Origin of the sequence: Xanthomonas vasicola, from assembly GCF_000772705.2 — a bacterium.
GTDB classification, from domain to species: domain Bacteria; phylum Pseudomonadota; class Gammaproteobacteria; order Xanthomonadales; family Xanthomonadaceae; genus Xanthomonas; species Xanthomonas vasicola.
Map to the genome: position 1 here is coordinate 1 of NZ_JSBW02000019.1, position 15,793 is coordinate 15,793.

16 protein-coding genes and 1 pseudogene are annotated in these 15,793 nt (G+C 62.7%); 12 read left to right on the plus strand and 5 right to left on the minus strand.

From position 1 onward, the window contains the following. Positions 1-132 precede the first annotated feature (132 nt). Together NX05_RS24535 and NX05_RS03825 are read left to right on the plus strand one after the other, a co-directional pair. Positions 133-3,654, plus strand: a complete 3,522-nt coding sequence (locus NX05_RS24535; protein WP_397558749.1) for a hypothetical protein — start codon at positions 133-135, stop codon at positions 3,652-3,654. Next, entirely contained in the window at positions 3,566-4,330 is a 765-nt protein-coding gene (locus NX05_RS03825; RefSeq protein WP_039435795.1) for a hypothetical protein, read from the plus strand. Before NX05_RS24535 ends, NX05_RS03825 begins: the two co-directional genes overlap by 89 nt. 37 nt (positions 4,331-4,367) lie before the next feature. On the opposite strand, the gene NX05_RS25150 is transcribed toward NX05_RS03825, so the two are convergent. Beyond that, positions 4,368-4,496: a hypothetical protein gene (locus NX05_RS25150; RefSeq protein ID WP_017122020.1), complete on the minus strand. Its 129-nt coding sequence runs from the start codon at positions 4,494-4,496 to the stop codon at positions 4,368-4,370. A gap of 484 nt (positions 4,497-4,980) precedes the next feature. Here NX05_RS25150 and NX05_RS23555 point away from each other — a divergent pair, with 484 nt between their 5' ends. Both NX05_RS23555 and NX05_RS03835 read left to right on the plus strand, forming a co-directional pair. Beyond that, on the plus strand, positions 4,981-6,282 hold the full coding sequence (locus NX05_RS23555; protein WP_134811007.1) for a ParB N-terminal domain-containing protein: 1,302 nt from the start codon (positions 4,981-4,983) through the stop codon (positions 6,280-6,282). A 61-nt stretch (positions 6,283-6,343) separates the two neighbouring features. Beyond that, a complete protein-coding gene (locus NX05_RS03835) occupies positions 6,344-7,201 on the plus strand; it encodes a DNA adenine methylase (RefSeq protein ID WP_039435790.1) in 858 nt (285 codons plus the stop codon). An 80-nt stretch (positions 7,202-7,281) separates the two neighbouring features. Here the strand turns inward: NX05_RS03835 and NX05_RS03840 are convergent, their stop codons facing one another. Genes NX05_RS03840 through NX05_RS03850 form a run of 4 tightly spaced genes read right to left on the minus strand, consistent with a single transcriptional unit; the run spans position 7,282 to position 10,956 of the window. Continuing rightward, entirely contained in the window at positions 7,282-7,992 is a 711-nt protein-coding gene (locus tag NX05_RS03840; RefSeq protein ID WP_039435786.1) for a DNA-methyltransferase, read from the minus strand. Continuing rightward, entirely contained in the window at positions 7,910-8,155 is a 246-nt protein-coding gene (locus NX05_RS21725) for a Com family DNA-binding transcriptional regulator (RefSeq protein WP_080764649.1), read from the minus strand. Before NX05_RS21725 ends, NX05_RS03840 begins: the two co-directional genes overlap by 83 nt. A 24-nt stretch (positions 8,156-8,179) precedes the next feature. After that, positions 8,180-9,193 (minus strand): phage portal protein, encoded by a 1,014-nt coding sequence (locus tag NX05_RS03845; RefSeq protein ID WP_039435784.1) that lies wholly within the window; start codon positions 9,191-9,193, stop codon positions 8,180-8,182. Next, positions 9,193-10,956, minus strand: coding sequence for a terminase ATPase subunit family protein (locus NX05_RS03850; protein ID WP_172645720.1), 1,764 nt, complete (start codon positions 10,954-10,956; stop codon positions 9,193-9,195). The genes NX05_RS03845 and NX05_RS03850 overlap by 1 nt, the downstream gene beginning before the upstream one ends. Before the next feature lie 142 nt (positions 10,957-11,098). Here NX05_RS03850 and NX05_RS03855 point away from each other — a divergent pair, with 142 nt between their 5' ends. The 8 genes and pseudogenes from NX05_RS03855 to NX05_RS03890 all read left to right on the plus strand — a co-directional run. Further along, positions 11,099-11,941 (plus strand): GPO family capsid scaffolding protein, encoded by an 843-nt coding sequence (locus NX05_RS03855; RefSeq protein ID WP_039435779.1) that lies wholly within the window; start codon positions 11,099-11,101, stop codon positions 11,939-11,941. A 46-nt stretch (positions 11,942-11,987) separates the two neighbouring features. Further along, positions 11,988-13,004, plus strand: a complete 1,017-nt coding sequence (locus NX05_RS03860; protein ID WP_039435776.1) for a phage major capsid protein, P2 family — start codon at positions 11,988-11,990, stop codon at positions 13,002-13,004. A 3-nt stretch (positions 13,005-13,007) separates the two neighbouring features. Further along, positions 13,008-13,727, plus strand: coding sequence for a phage terminase small subunit (gene gpM / locus NX05_RS03865; RefSeq protein WP_039435773.1), 720 nt, complete (start codon positions 13,008-13,010; stop codon positions 13,725-13,727). Positions 13,728-13,825: 98 nt separating this feature from the next. Beyond that, a complete protein-coding gene (locus tag NX05_RS03870; protein ID WP_053012833.1) occupies positions 13,826-14,293 on the plus strand; it encodes a head completion/stabilization protein in 468 nt (155 codons plus the stop codon). Further along, positions 14,293-14,502 carry a tail protein X gene (locus tag NX05_RS03875; RefSeq protein WP_005917735.1) on the plus strand — a complete coding sequence of 70 codons (210 nt, stop codon included), beginning with the start codon at positions 14,293-14,295 and terminating at the stop codon, positions 14,500-14,502. Before NX05_RS03870 ends, NX05_RS03875 begins: the two co-directional genes overlap by 1 nt. A gap of 4 nt (positions 14,503-14,506) precedes the next feature. Further along, on the plus strand, positions 14,507-14,863 hold the full coding sequence (locus NX05_RS03880; protein WP_039438911.1) for a phage holin family protein: 357 nt from the start codon (positions 14,507-14,509) through the stop codon (positions 14,861-14,863). Next, positions 14,856-15,128, plus strand: a complete 273-nt coding sequence (locus NX05_RS03885; RefSeq protein WP_017123195.1) for a phage holin family protein — start codon at positions 14,856-14,858, stop codon at positions 15,126-15,128. The genes NX05_RS03880 and NX05_RS03885 overlap by 8 nt, the downstream gene beginning before the upstream one ends. Next, positions 15,128-15,673 (plus strand): annotated as a pseudogene (locus tag NX05_RS03890) (glycoside hydrolase family 19 protein); the annotation flags it as partial. The gene NX05_RS03885 and the pseudogene NX05_RS03890, both read left to right, overlap by 1 nt. Positions 15,674-15,793: the final 120 nt, after the last annotated feature.

Sequence of the window (15,793 nt, forward strand, 5' to 3'; positions counted from 1 at the left end):
CTGTGCCTGTAACCCAGGCAACACCCCGCAAACGGCCGAAACCGGCAAAAAATCGGCGATTTGAGCGCCCTCAGCGCGGCGGATGCGGTTGCTTCGTTTTCCGGTCGCGTTGATCAGACCATCCTTAGAAAAATTGCCACTCAAGTGCACGATCTTCGAGACACACTCAAAGTTGCCCTCATCAATGGCGACGCATTCGCAACTACGCCAGATCGCTTGACCAAGGCCGAGACCAACGCGCAAAACCGCAGCACCCTCTCCGAGATTGATCAATACCGCGCTGCCCACGCCGACCAAGTGAAGACGCTGCGCTCTATGAGCAATGTCGAATCCGAATGGGCCGCGATCACGCACTCCGAGCAGCGGATCGCAAAAGTAGTCGATGTCGCACGCACAACGGGGCACAATCTGGTCGGTGTCCCACGTGAACCCGATGTCCTCGCCCGCGAGATCGCCGGGCGTGAGGAATTTCGCATGGCCATCGCGCACGCCGAAGATGCCGGGCGTGTGAGGTTATCCGAGTCCAACGCGGCCTTGGTCCAGCAGGTATTGGACGACACGGCGACCACCATCGGCGATGCTGCGCGCAGCATTCGCCAAGGCGCAGCCGCTACACCGCATCCGCCGTATACACCAGTCTCGCAACGCGGCTTCGCCACCGCCGAGCTCCTCGCAGGCGATCTATCTGCAGCTCAGGCACTACGCAGCGCCGGCCTGATCGCCACCGCCGCCGACACGGTCATGACCGGCCAGCGCGCCACACAGCTTCTTGGCCAGGACAATCCACTGGCCGCGCAATCGGAGCTTGCGCACTTCGCCGGCCGCAACGTCGGCGGCTGGGCCGGCGGTACCGCCGCTGCCTACGCATTGGGCAGCTCGGGCGCCGGGCCGATGGTGCTGATCGCCGCCGATGCGTACTTCATGACCAAGGCCGGCCAGAAGGCCGCCGCGTTGCTCGACAACCGCGCCATCTACACCCAGACCGATCGCGATGGCACGCAGTGGTCGTTCAACGGCACCGCGTGGGCACGCGAGGGCAAGGCCGACACCACCAATGATGGCGTGGACAACCCCACCGCCATGCCCATCGTCGCCAGCTACGAGAAGGCGCGCGAGCTCAATTACCAGGCCACCAACGCCGCTGCAGCGCTCGCCCTCAAGGATGCGCCCGCTCCGCAGGATCCGTATCGCCAGCCGGCCAATGCCACCGACCGCCCCAGCCTGAGCAGCGCCGACTGGCGACGCGATGCAGCGGACGGTCAGTGGCATCGCCTGGTCAAGGCCGAGATCTCCGGCGCCAACGATCGCGGCAGCTATGTGCAGGACACCGCCTCGCCGGAACGCGCTGCCGAACTGGACGCGCAGGCGCAGGACACCATCGCCCGCAGCATCGCCAACAGTCCCGGCGCCATTGCCGCGCGTTATGAACTGGCTTACCACCGCAGCGGCTGGGCCGCCAATGGACTGCCAATGTCGCCGGCCGTGCAGCAGGCGCTGCCCGACCCGGATGCGTTGACCGCCTCGAACGGCCAGCGCTACTACCGCAACATCGAAGGCCAGTGGACCAGCAACGGCGCCCCACCCGATGGCAATCGCCTACTGGAACTGGAGACCACGCGCGCGATGCTGCAACCGGCACTGGCCGAGCAGGCGCAGGCGATTGCCGCCATCCGGCAGTCGCCGCCATCGCTGCAGGAGCAGCAGCGCGAGGAAACGCTCTACCGCTATCGCATCGTCGGCACCGAACTGAAACCCGAGTGGCGCGACGCGATCGAGCTGGCGACGCAGCGCACGCGTGCAGCGCATGGTCTCACCGCCGATGGCTCCGTGAAACTCCAACGCGGCCCAACCGGCACCTTCGGCGCCGATAGCCCGATCATGCATCTGCAACGCGGTGCTGACGGCGTCGATCGCATTGCCGCCGTGACCAGCAGCGAGGACATCCGTCAGGTCCTGCTGGAGGTGCAGGCGCGGCAGCAACCGGCTGCCCCCGCACAGCCACTGGCCTCCATGTCGCGCGCATCGGATGGATCGGCAGAGAGCGACACTTCTGGCACCAACGCATCCTCCAGCCCACACCTGGTGATGGATATGCAGGTTCGGATGCAGGCAGCCACTGCCGCGCGGGCGCGTCAAGAACGCGAGCAGCAGGAACGCCATGCGCAGGATCAGCAATTGGCGCAGGCACGCGCGCACGCGCTGCAGGAGCAGACCTCACGCGAGTATCGGGCGCAGGCCGCTCGGGCGCTGCAAGCGCATGCAGTGCAGGAACTTCGGCAGCAAGAATTGCAGCGACAGGAACACCAGGAAGGCCAGGCGCAGGACGTCCAGCAAAGCGAGCAGGCCCGGCAACAGGCGCAAGAGCGCCAACAGCGCGAGCAGATGCAGCAGCAGGCACACGACACCGAGCAGCGCGAACAAGCGCAGCGACAGACCGAGCAGACCCAGCAGCGCGAGCAGGAAACACGCCAGGCTCAGGATGCCCAGCAGAGCCAGCAGGAACGCCTCCAGGCGCAGACGGTGCAACATGCCGAGCAACAGCCGCTGCACGCCCAAGCGGCTCCACAACGCGAGCATCAGCAGCAGGTTGCGGACCCGCACAGCGGCCAACGTCAGATGACAGCGCAAGCCTCGGATGCGCGGCAAGATGCAGCTGCGCAACCGCCCGAGCAGCCGGCACACGTGCGCCTGGCCCAGGCGGCGGCGCCCCCGCCTTCCGCGCCGTCGCTCGACACCGCAATGGCCGCAGACCACCGCGATGAGCAACAGGCCCTCACTCCAAACGCTCAAGCACCGGAAGCACCAGATCCCCCAGCAGCGCTGCCAGGGTCCGCGCACCTCGCGCAAGCGGCAGGGCCATCGCTGGACGTACCGACCGCTGGCCGCTCCGCCGACTCACCCAAGGACGCGCCCGGTGTGCGCGAGCCGCTGTCCGCTTCCCTGGCCGATGCGCACGACCGCCCTGCCGCTGTGCCCGCCGATCCAAACTCCTGGGAGGAAATAGCGCGCTCCATGCGTGAGCTGCGCATCCAACTCGAACAGGATCTCGAAATAGAAAACCGCATCGCAGAAGCGCGGCAGGCGCGCGTGGACCGTGGCGAGCGGCCATTTACTGAGCTGGAATTGCGTGATGGCTACGATCCGAATGGCCCCTCTGGACTGAGACCACCACGCGCCCAGCCGGCAGACACCGCGCCACACCCTCTTGCCGCTGGCGAGCAGGAAGATCGGCCGCAGCCCCAGCGTAAAACCATCACCGGCGATCCGGATGTGGACGAGTTGCTGTACGCCATCGACTGCAAGGACGAACTGGCGATCGAACAGGCCTTGGAACGGGTCGCCAACAGCCCCTACAGCCAGGCGCTTGCCAAACGGGGCCATGAATTCCTGGATGCCCAGGCGATGCAGGAGGCGCAGGAACAGGCGAGCCTGCGCCAGGCACTGAACATGGACGTCTCGACAGAAGTGCAGACCAGTCGAGGGCCGGTGATGGTGATGACGCTGCCGCAGTTCGCGCACGGGCCTGCAATGCAGGGCGGCTCGCCAGGCGGAACTCCTGGTGGAGATGGTGGCGGTGGTGGAGGTGGCAGTGGCGGTGGCAGTGGCGGTGGCGGTGGTGGCGGCGGTGGTGGCGGCGGCGGTGGTGGCGGTTAGCGCAGCCCCGTGCGGCGAGTTGAATTATCAAAAGGCGACCAAGGACATGCAGAACACCTCACAGATGCGACACAGAGACGATGCGCAAGACGCAATGCGGGACTCGATCCAGGCGATGGCGGCATTGATCGGCCAGCTGCAGCAGCGAGAGCAGGCCCTGGAAGATCTGGTGCGCCAGCAGCTGCAGCTGCTACAGCAAGCGGCCAACCGCGCAGACCAACGCGTCACTCAGGTCGTGCAGGATGCACTGCCCCGGCTGACGCAATTGAGCAACCAGGCGTTGACGCAGTCGCTGGAACCGGCGGTCACACGGTTCAACAAGAAGATGGTCGATGCAGACCAGACGCTCGAGCATGCAACCTATCGGTATGCGCAAGCACAGCAATCCCTAGAAGCGATGGTCACGCGTCGCATGTGGATCGGCTTGAGCGTGATCATCATCGGGGCGCTGCTGTGCGTGGGTGTCGCCGCCTACGCGCTCAAGGCCGCACAGTCCGGGTTAGCCGAAGCCGCACAGCGTCGTGCCGAGATTGCGTATCTAGATCGCGTCGCCCGCGCCGACCTGGCGCCGTGTGATGCAGACAGGCTCTGCGCCGTTGTCGAAAAGAAGACGAAGCAATACGGCGATAAAGGGCAATATCGCGTGATTGCATTGCGTCCATCTCCTGCGCGGTAAAGACAGAGCCGCCACCATGGCGGCTCATTTCGGGGGATTACAGCACCGTCAGTCGATTGCGTGTCACGGCAGCGTACTTGTCGGTCATTTCGATGCCGAACGCCTCAAAGCCCTCCAGTTGCGCAGCGACCAGTGTCGTGTAATCCCAACTTCCTAACGAGATCAATCGGTTAGACCCTGTTTCAGGTCTCGGATTACCGATTACCTGATTCCGATGGTCACTTGCCGAAGTGCGCTGGAAAGCCGAGCGACGGGAACGCAGCCGCGCCGCCACGCAAAGCCCCCAGGCGCGCATGTATCTGCAGGGAAGAGAGACCCCCTTGAATCGCAGGGATCGGTAACAGCAGCGCGGCCCAGGCCACCCTGCGGGGGCGCAGCGAAAACCACGCAAGAAGACAGGCGTGGCAGGGCGACGATTGCGCGCGTAGAGCACAGTGACTCAACAGAAGCTGGCCCTATCCGCTATGGGGCGCGCTGTTCGCCTTGGCAGGTGACCATCTATGCGGTTGAGCCTGCCGACGCTGGCTAGAGTGGTGTGACGACTGGGCTGTTCCCGAACTGACGCGACGACGGCCTAGCGTGGATGCTAAGTTAGGCTCCTGGGCTAAAAGTCTTCAGATTGACGTCACAACCGACAAAGGTAGAAATGGATGTCTAACGTACAGTTCAGCTCGATACCCTTAGCTGACATTTTTCTCGACAATGAGAATCCGAGGCACGATCCAATTGATGCCGAGCCGGACATCATTGCGAAGCTTGTTGCAGACGAAAAGGTTTTAAGCCTTGCCAGCAGCATTGCTACACATGGCACAAGCCCACTGGAACGACTGGCTGTTGTAAGCCACACCACCCAGAAAAATAAGTTTATTGTTGTGGAAGGGAACAGGCGCCTGTGTGCCCTCAAACTTTTGATGGATCCACATCGTGCGCCCAGCGCGCAGACGCGGCGGGCTCTTGAAGGATATAAGGCAAGCGGAATACCTGTAGCTGTAAAAATTGAAGTCGCTATATTTCCAAGCAGAGCCGCGGCTAGGTATTGGCTATCCCTGCGACATGAGGGCGAGCTGGGTGGAGTTGGCACCCGACCCTGGAAGCCAAACGAGAAGGCGAGATTCAATGCGCAAGGCTCACCGACTAGCAATCCAAACACCCAAGCCCTAGCTCTTCTTGATTACGCTGAGCAATCTGGAATTATTAGCAGTCAGCAAAAGAAAGAAATCCCATTGACGACAGTAACACGCTATCTATCAAACCCTGTCGTCCGTTCAACGTTCGGTCTAACCAACAGTCGCGATCTCACAATCGATGTTGAGCAAACTGCATTTGATGGAGTAGTCGGGAAATTCCTGGAGGACGCGGCATCGGGAGATGCGAATTCGCGCACCAACAGCGCGGAGCGTAAGAAGTACGCACAGGAGCTTCAAAAGGCCGGGATCGCTCCTAAGGAGCGCATTTCCGCGCCAGTACTCGCGATACCGACCTCCACGGAAAATAAGGTAAAAGAACGCAGAACTACGAGGCATCCTGGAAAAAGGCCCTACATTATCCCCTCGGAGTTCAAACTTAAAATAAAAGACAATATCCTTCGCCGAGTCTACGAAGAACTTCGGAAGCTTGATCCCGACACTTACCCTTTCGCGGGCGGATACCTTCTTCGAGCATTTGTAGAGAAAGTTGCATTTGAATTCGCCAAGCAGCGCGGCAAGGGGACGAACGGCCAGAAGCTACATCAGGTCATTCAAACGTGCTGCGATGAGCTCCGCGCTGATGGTGCGACCAATCGGCAGCTGAAGCCTCTCTCCGTTATGTCTACCAATGTCCACAGTTCGACGTCACCAGACACACTGGGCGCCTCTGTCCACTTGACCCTTATCCCTACTGGCGACAGCCTCAGAGCTCAGTGGGAAGAGCTTGAAGGAGGCTTGCAACTGATGTTGGACAGGATGAAATAATCGGTGGCCAAGTGCCACCTCTCGCTCTACAATTACTTATCCACGCCCTAGGTTTGACCCAGTGCCCGTTACCGACTCCCCCCTTCGCTACCCAGGCGGAAAGACTCAGCTTTCCGGTTTTGTAACCGATCTGATGCGAGCAAACGATCTTTTTTACGGAACCTACGTTGAGCCGTTCGCTGGTGGAGCTGGCATTGCTTGGAAGCTTTTGCTTGAAAACTACATGTCTGAGATCATTATCAATGACATTGACCCATCTGTTTACGCGTTTTGGTCATCGGTCTTGCGCCACACCGATGATCTATGTGAATTGATAGAAAAAACAGACATCACCATTGAAGAATGGCAAAAACAGCGATTGATACAAAGCAAATCTAAACCCAAGGTCGTCGATCTTGGATTTTCCACCTTCTTCCTCAATCGCACGAACCGCTCAGGAATTATCAAAGCGGGAGTAATCGGTGGAATTAATCAAAATGGAAATTACTTATTAGACTGCCGATTCAACAAGGCGGACTTGATTAAAAAAATCAGACGCATAGCTTTATATAAAGATCAAGTTAAGCTGCACAGGGAAGATGCAAAGACTTTTCTTGAGAAGATAAGTAAGGTCGCAGGAAAAAGAAGCCTTATAAACATCGACCCCCCCTACTATAAAAGGGGCCCGGAACTATACTGCAGCTTCTACAAGCACGAAGATCATGTCCAGCTGGCCGGAGCAATAAAAAAAATTAAAAGCCCATGGATGCTGACTTATGACAATTCACCTGAAATCGCAAGCCTTTACAATGGCCTGCCGATCTACAGGAAAGAGCTAAATTATTCCGCACAGACAAAACGTATCGGGGTGGAATTGTTGGTCCTAGACCGACGTCTATCACCTCCAGCCTCTCTAAGTCATGGCGTGCGCACGGCTTGACACGCCGCAGGCAAACGTCGATGACCGCATGACCATGAGAAAGCCGCCCGGTGGGCGGCTTGTGTGATCCAATCAGAGAATCAGTCGTGATTGAGCCGCTGACGCGCCACAGAGGTGTACTGATCTGTCATCTCGATGCCTACCCACTCAAAACCCTCTAACTGAGCGGCGACCAACGTGGTGCCAGATCCAGCAAACGGATCGAGGACTCGCCCGCCAACTTCGCAAATCCGCACTAGCTGGCGCATCAGATCAGTCGGCTTCCCAGTCAGATGATGCTTATCAGCTTTGAGCACTGGAGTTCTTAAGACACCCGGTAGCACTGGGGCCTGTCGATCCAGCGGCATGCTGCCCTTGCTGCCCCACACGATGTATTCGGCCTGGTTCCGGAAGCGCCCCAACTGCGGACGCACGCCTTCGGTCTTGTCCCAGACGGTGATGCCGCGCCATGTGAAGCCGGCGATCTGCAGCGCGTCAGTGGTCAGCGGCAGCTGACGCCAGTCGGTGAACAGCAGCACCGGGGCGCCATCCTTGAGCACGCGCGCGCACTCGGATAGCCACAGGTGCATCCATTTCAGGTGTGAGCGCTGGTCGCGTTCGTCGCCAACAAAGTCGGCATGCAGTTGGACGCCGCCGCCCTGGACGTACTTTTGCGATGGCGGCTTGGCACGAGCAGCGGCGGTCAAGCCGCCACTTGCATACGGCGGGTCAGTGATCAGCGCGTCGAACGAATTGGCTTCGAGCGTGGGCAGGATGGTCAGGGCATCGCCCTGCAGGAGCTGGTTTTTCATGATGAGAGCCTTCTTGGATTCGCTCGCGGCGATCGGAGGTGAGGCTCTCGGCCTTCAGGTGATTGAGCGTGCCGCAACGCGGGCACTTGATCTGGATTTCATTGAAGGCGCCGGCCTTGCACAGCAGGCGGGCGCACTCGCCACAACGGAGGTTCTTGAGCATTGCGTGGTCTGCGGTGGGAAAGGATTACGCGGCCACTGGCGGCGCGTAGGGGGTGAAGGCGATGACCTCATCGCCCACCCAGTCGTTGATCTTCAGCATGCGCGCCTGCAGCGGCTCCAGTTCGTTGGCGGCCCACACAGCGGCTGCCTCGCGGATCGACCCAAAGCCGCCGGCGTTTTGCGGCACGATGCCCATGAGCTGCGGCGGGATCCGCAGCGCAGCCAGCATGTCGTCGCGGGTGATGCCCTTGATGCCGCTGAACTCGTCCTTGGCCGCGACCTCGCTGACCGGAATCAGCTTCAGCCCGTCCTTGTTGCCGCCCGGCGAGTACAGGAACAGGTTGCGGAAGTTGCCCGGCCCCTTGGCGCCCTTCATGGCGGTGCGCAGCGCGTCGACGTCTTCCTGACTCTGCTGCGGGTCGGTCAGGTACAGAATGAAGCCGGCATGCGAGCCGTTGTTGTAGTACTTGCGCCGGAACAGCGTGGCCGACTCGTTGAGCAAGGCGGATTGCATCGCCGGCATCCACTCGGCCAGGCCGTAGAGTTCTTGATCGACATCGGCTTCGCGCAGCTGGAACACGCTGCCCGGCTCGAACACGTGCTCGTCGTGCCAGGTGCGCACTTGGAAGTACTCACCCTCGGTGATGCCGCGCCGCATGTACTTGGACAGCGGCGCAGCCAGCGACAGCGCACCGCCCATGCGGTTGCGACGCCGCTCAAGGTAGCCATTGCCCAGCGTGATCCAGTCCAGCGACAGCTGCTCGAAGGCTTCGCGCGTCAGCAGCCGGTGGGGCTTGAAGGTGCGTGCGAGCATGTTGCGCTTGAAGATCAGCCCGGACTGCAGGAACGGATTGCTGCGCGTGGTCTTGGAGAGGCCATCCAGCGCCACCGGTGGCTCGTACCAGCGCCCGTTCTGCCAGCACTCCAGATAGTCCAGCACCCCGCGCCCATCGAGCACCGGCGTCGGATCGCCAAAGGTGAAGGCCTCGGCACGCGTGGGAGCTGCAGGCGCGGTGGCGGGCAACTGGTCAGTCGACATCAAGAGATCTCCATGAAGCCGGAGTTGCGCGCGGTGCGCCCTTCCAGCGGTTCGTTCTGCAGGGCGTGGAACAGTGCCCACGCTAGGTCCGCGTGGCCGGTCTCTTCCGAGCGGCCAGCGGTGAAGGTGGATTGCCGGCCGCTGGCCGTCATCGTCTTGCGGATGGCCATCAACGATTGCGCCACATCGGTCCAGCCGGCATCAAACTCCAGCCGCTCGTTGTGGATGACGTCGAAGGCCTTGAGCACCAGCCGCGTCTTGACCTCCGGGGAGTAGCTGAAAGTGACCAGATTTGGGAAGAACTGCTTCACCAGCTGCGCCACGCCACTGCCCATGCCGGTGGTGTCGATGCCGATGTAGGTCACCCAGTAGCGGCGCGTGATGCGCTCGATCTCGGCGGCCTGCTTGGCGAAGTCCATGCCCCGAAACTGGATCCGCTCCAGCAACCGGAACTTGCCGCCCGGCAGCTGCGGTGGCGCCACCACGACCAGGCCGGCGGTATCGCCGGTCTCGGCCGGGTCGTAGCCGATCCACACCGCGCGATCGCCATAAGGGCGCGCAGCGAAGGGTTTGTAGTCCTGCCCCCATTCGACCCAGCTGTCGACCATGCACGGCTGCAGCATCGCCAGCGGGAAGATGCTGGCGCCGTCGTCGACGAACTCGCACATCAACAGGTTGGCGAACGCGTCCGGGCTGTATTCCTCGCGCAGTTCCTCGATATCGAACAGGTCGCAGCCACGGCGCTGGGCGTCGAGGATGTTGACGATCTGTCGCCACGCGCGGTCCTGGCAGCGGCGACCGCCGGCCAGCGCGTCATGCGACACATCGATCTGGATCCGCTGCGCCGCCGGCTTGCCCTTGTTGCGGCGCTCGCCGGTCCAGAACGTGTAGGCCTCGTGGGCCATGCTCGATGGGGTGCTGAAGTAGGTCTTGCGCCACTTCTTGTGCATCGCCATGCCGCTGGCGACCTTGTTCAACTCGTTGAACCCGTAGGTCCAGAAGAACTCGTCGAAATAGAAATTGCCGTGGTAGCCCTGTGCAGTGCGCGCATTGGTGCCGAGGAAGAACAGCTCGGCGCCATTGGGGAATACGATGCTGTCGCCGCCGGAGAGCGTCTCGTCGATCGTCTCGCGCACGAACTGCTGCATGTAGCCGCGGAACAGGTGCGCCTGCGCCTTGGACGCACTGAGGAAGATCTGATTGCGCCCGGTGGTGAGCGCATCGATCAATGCCTCACGGGCGAAGTAGAACGTGGCGCCGATCTGGCGCGACTTGAGGATGATGCGGGTGCGCTCATTGCCGGCCCGGTACCAATCGCGCTGATAGTCGAAACAGCCATCAATGAAGGCCGTGGTCAGCTGTTCGACCTGCTCTTCGGTGAAGTCGTTACGCTTGGGCTTCTTCTTCGGCGCGGCGTTGCGATTCGCCACAGCCGGATTCAAGTCCGCTTCGTTGCCGCCGCCCTGGTAGCGCTGGATGCGCGCCTGGCGCTCCAGCTGCCGATGCAGCAGATCAACTTCTTTGAAGTCACCGCCGGACTTTTCCGGCTTCATGATCAGTACGACCAGGCGCGCTTCCAGTGCTCCACCGATGCGCTCAACGTTGTCTGCGCGATCCCACTCGTCACGCGACTTCCAGCTGTGTACAGTCTTCTCGTTCTCGCCGATGGCCTGCGCAATTTCGGTCACGCGCCAGCCCATCCAGTACAGGAACTTGGCCTGTCTGCGGGTGTCCATCGGGAGCTGGGTGGCAACGCTTTGCATGCCATCCACAGTGCGGCACACTTCTTAATCCCGACAGTTGAGCGACGCGTAATCACCTTGTTTACACGGTGATTTCGTTGCTGCGCTATGCGTCGCGTTTGACCATGGGTCATCGCAAACGCATCCAGCGCAGAGGACACCCATGTCGGGCAAGACCAAGAAGTTCCGTTCCAACTGGTTCCGCGTGGCCGTCGAAGGCGCCACCACCGATGGCCGCACGATCCAACGCAGCTGGATCGACGATATGGCCGCCACTTACAACCGCGAGACCTACAACGCCCGCATCTGGATCGAGCACATGCGCAGCCTGCTGCCTGACTCGCCCTTCCGTGCATATGGCGATGTCACCGCCGTCAAAGCCGAAGAGGTCGAGATCGACGGCAGCAAGCGTCTGGCACTGTTTGCCCAGATCGAGCCGACTGCCGACCTGATCACCATCAACAAGTCCAAGCAGAAGCTCTACACCAGCATCGAGGTGCAGGAGAAGTTCGCCAATACCGGCAAGGCGTATCTGGTTGGTCTGGCGGTGACCGACTCACCGGCCAGCCTGGGCACCTCGATGCTCAGCTTCGCCGGCCAGCACCCCGACGCCAACCCGCTGGCCGATCGCAAGCAATCGCCCGGCAACCTGTTCACCGTCGCCGAGGAAACCACGCTGGAATTCAGCGAAGTCAGCGAAGGGCCGGTCGCCAGTCTGCTCAGCCGGATCCGCACCGCGCTCAAGAGCGAGGACGCCACCAGCATCACCGCCGAGCAGTTCGCCGACCTCGGCCAGGGCGTCGAAGAGATCGCCGAGCACGTGCGCGGCCAGGACGAACGCTTCGACTGCCTGCAGGCCGAACACAACGAGCAGGCGACCAAGCACGCGCAGCTGGCGGACGACCTGGCGCAGCTGCGCGCCTCGCTCTCACAGCAGCCCGATCCGGCACAGCCCGCACGCCCGGTGGTCACCGGCGGCGGCGCGGCCGTGCTGACTGACTGCTGATCCCACACCACACACACACGCCGCTAGCGCCCCCTTCGGAGCCACCATGCAAAACGGCACCCGCCTGCAGTTCAACCAGTTCGCCGAGCAGATCGCCAAGCTCAATGGCATCACCTCCGCCTTCCATTCCTTCGCTGTCGATCCGACCGTGCAGCAGAAGCTGGAAACGCGCATGCAGGAATCGAGCGAGTTCCTGTCCAAGGTCAACATCATCCCGGTGGACGAACTGTCCGGCCAGAAGGTGGGCATCGGCGTCACCGGCAGCATTGCCAGCCGCACCGATACCGGTGCCGGCAAGACCCGCACCCCACGCAACGTGGCCGCGCTCGACAAGAACGAGTACCTCGCCAAGAAGACCGATTTCGACACCGCGATCCCTTATGCGCTGCTCGATACCTGGGCCAAGTTCCCAGACTTCCAGGCACGCCTGCGCGACGCCATCGTCAAGCGCCAGGCGCTGGACCGTCTGCAGATCGGCTTTAACGGCACGCATGCCGCTGCCGACACCGACCGTGCCGCATTCCCGCTGCTGGAAGACGTCAACATCGGCTGGCTGCAGCAGTACCGCACCAATGCCGCGCAGCGCGTGCTGGCGAGCGGCAAGACGGCCGGCAAGATGGTCATCGGCGCCGGCGATGGCGCGGACTACCGCAACCTCGACGCGCTGGTGTTCGATGTGGTGAGCAACTTGCTCGACCCGTGGCACCGCAAGGATCCGAGCCTGGTGGTGGTGCTCGGCCGCGACCTGATGCACGACAAGTATTTCCCGATGGTCAACAAGGACCAGCCGGCCAGCGAGAAGATCGCCACCGACCTGATCTTGAGCCAGCGCCGCGTCGGTGGCCTACAGGTGGCTGAGGTGCCGTACCTGCCGGACGGCGCGTTGATGGTCACCTCGCTGGCGAACCTGTCGATCTACTACCAGACCGGCGGCCGTCGTCGTTACATCCAGGAAGTGCCCGCACGTGATCGCATCGAGAACTACGAGTCCTCCAACGATGCCTACGTGGTCGAAGACTACGGCCTGGGCTGCGTGGTCGAGCACATCGAGATCGAGGCCTAAGCCATGGCCGACAGTCCCGCCAAGCGTCACCACAGCCGCGTGCTGGCCGAGTTGGAAGCAGCACAGCGTGCCCCGCACCAGCTCATGGCCGGTGCAACGGCCTATGAGCAGCACATGGCGCAGCTGCAGAGCGATCGCCTGCGGCTGAAGCAGATCCAGTCCACCCAGGGCAAGGCGGCGCTCAAAGTGCAGCTGCTGCCGGCCTACGTGCCATATCTGGCCGGCGTGCTGGCCGGCGGCCAGGGCGCGCAGGACGAGATCGTCATGACGTGCATGGTCTGGCGCATTGATGCCGGCGACTATGCCGGCGCGCTGGAGCTGGGCGCCTATGTGCTCAAGCACGGCCTGCAGATGCCCGACCGCTTCTCCCGCACCGTGGGCTGCGTACTGGCCGAGGAAGTCGCTGAGGCGGCGTTGTCGGCGCAGAAGACCGGCCAGCCGTTTGATGCGGCCGTCCTGGCCGACACCGCCACGCTGACCGCCGAGCAGGACATGCCCGACGAGGTGCGCGCCAAGCTGCACCTGGCGCTGGCTCGCGCATCGCTGGCTGGCATCACCGACGAGACGCCCGCCGACCAGGCGCAGCCGATCGCCGCTGCCGCTGTGGCCGACCTGCAGCGCGCCATCGCACTGCACGGCAGCTGCGGCGGCAAGAAGGATCTGGAGCGCGCCGAGCGCCTCTTGAAGAAGTTTAGCGCTGAGCCTGCGGGCACCAGCGCATAACCGAGCGTCCCCGCAACCCTCGCCGGCTCGGGGCCGATCCACAGCACGTCATCGCTGCGGTGACGCCCCGACCACCGGCGATCTCTTCCGAGCCATCCATGAGCGGATTCACTGCCACCGGCACCACCAGCGCCACGCCCGATGCGATCGCCAACGCGCCGTTCTGGCCAGCGATCGCACCGGCGAGTGTGCGGGCAAGCATGCGCCTGGATGGCACCGTCACCGATGCGCGTCTGCGCCACGCGATCGTGGCCGCCATGTTGGCCGTCAACGATGAGCTGCAGGCCTGGGCAGACACGCAGCAGACCGCCGGCTACGCATCGCTGGCCGATGTGCCCAGCACCACCGTCGATGGTGTCTCCCGCCGCCTGCAGCTTTACCTGCGTGCGGTGGCGTGTGCCACCGCCGTGGAAGTTGCAGAGCGTTACCGCAGCTTTGACGCGACCGACAGCGCGAACCAGCGCGCCGATGACCTGTCGCCGAGCATCACCGAGTTGCGCCGTGATCAGCGCTGGGCAGTGCGCGATCTGCAGGACAAGCCACGCAACACGGCGGAACTCATCTGATGCGCGTACACGCCATGCAAGGCGACACCGTCGACTTGCTGTGCTGGCGCCATCTGGGTAGCACGGCCGGCCTGGTCGAGCGCACCTATCTCCTCAATCCCGGCCTGGCCGAACTAGGCGCCGTGCTTCCGCACGGCACCCCGGTGGAGTTGCCCGAGGTAACCACCACCACGGCGGCGATGACGCCGCTTGTGCAGCTATGGGACTGACCTGATGACCGAACCCACCTCCGTATCGAGCGGCTTTTTGATCGCCACCGGTGTGGGTCTTGCCTCCGTGCTGCCTGGCATCGACGGCGACGCGCTGATCGGCGCCTTTGCCGGCGGCGCATTGTTCGTGGTGTCCGCCGCCAAGCAACCGCTGCTGGTACGGCTGATTTATTTCCCGGTGAGCGTGATAGCCGGCTACCAGCTGGCGCCAGAGATCCTGCTCTGGCTGCCAATCAAATCCAGTGGCGTGGCTGCCTTCGCCAGCGCGGCGTGCGCGATCACCGTCACGCTCGGCCTGATCGAAAAGAGCAAATCGTTCGACTTTTCCTTCCTACGTCGTGGAGGTCCGCCCAGTGCATAGCCTGGTCACCGTCCTGACGTTGATGGCCTCGCTTGCCATCTGCGTCCGCCTGCTTACCTACCGCCCAGTCGATGCGCGCCATCGACGCGGCGCGGGCTGGTGCGCGTGGTTGCTGATCGCCAGCACCGGCGGCCAGGCACTGCACATCCTGCTGGCCGGCGCCGGCTCGCAGGTCAGTCTCTGTCACCTGGGCACGCTGATCGTGCTGGCGGTGCTCACCTACCGCGCCCAGGGCAATGTGGCGCGCATCCTGAAGGTCGATTGATGTTCACCGATACCCAGCTCGCCTCGATCATGCAGTGCTCGCCGCAACGCGCACAGCGCTGGCATGGCCCACTGCTCGCCGCCGCCAACCGCTTCGGCATCACCACCAAGCGCCGCGCCGCGCACTGGCTCGGCCAGGTCGGCCACGAAAGTCTGAGCCTGTCGCGCATGGAGGAAGGGCTGACGTACACCACCAGCGCCCGGCTGCTGGAAGTGTTCGGCGCGCGCATCACGCCGGCGCAGGCGCCGCAATTCCTGCGCAATCCGGTCGGGCTGGCCAACTTCGTCTACGCCGACCGCCTGGGCAATGGCAACGCCGCCAGCGGCGATGGCTACCGCCACCGGGGCCGTGGCCCGATGCAACACACGTTCCGGGGCAACTACCGCCGCATCGGTGTGCTGATCGGCTTGCCAGTGGAAGAGCAGCCGGACCTGCTGCTGCAGATCGAACCCAGCGCCCTGGGTGCGGCAGCGTACTGGCACGACAACGGCCTCAACGTCCTGGCTGATGCGGGCGATGTGCTGGGCCTGGGCCGGAATGTCGACTCCCCGCAATTCAGTGCCAGCCAAAATTAGAGGTCTGCGGTTGATGTTGATCACGGAACTCGGCGGGCGTTAGCCCGCCCAGGCTGTCGTGCGGGATCTGCTGGTTATAGTCGGCCAGCC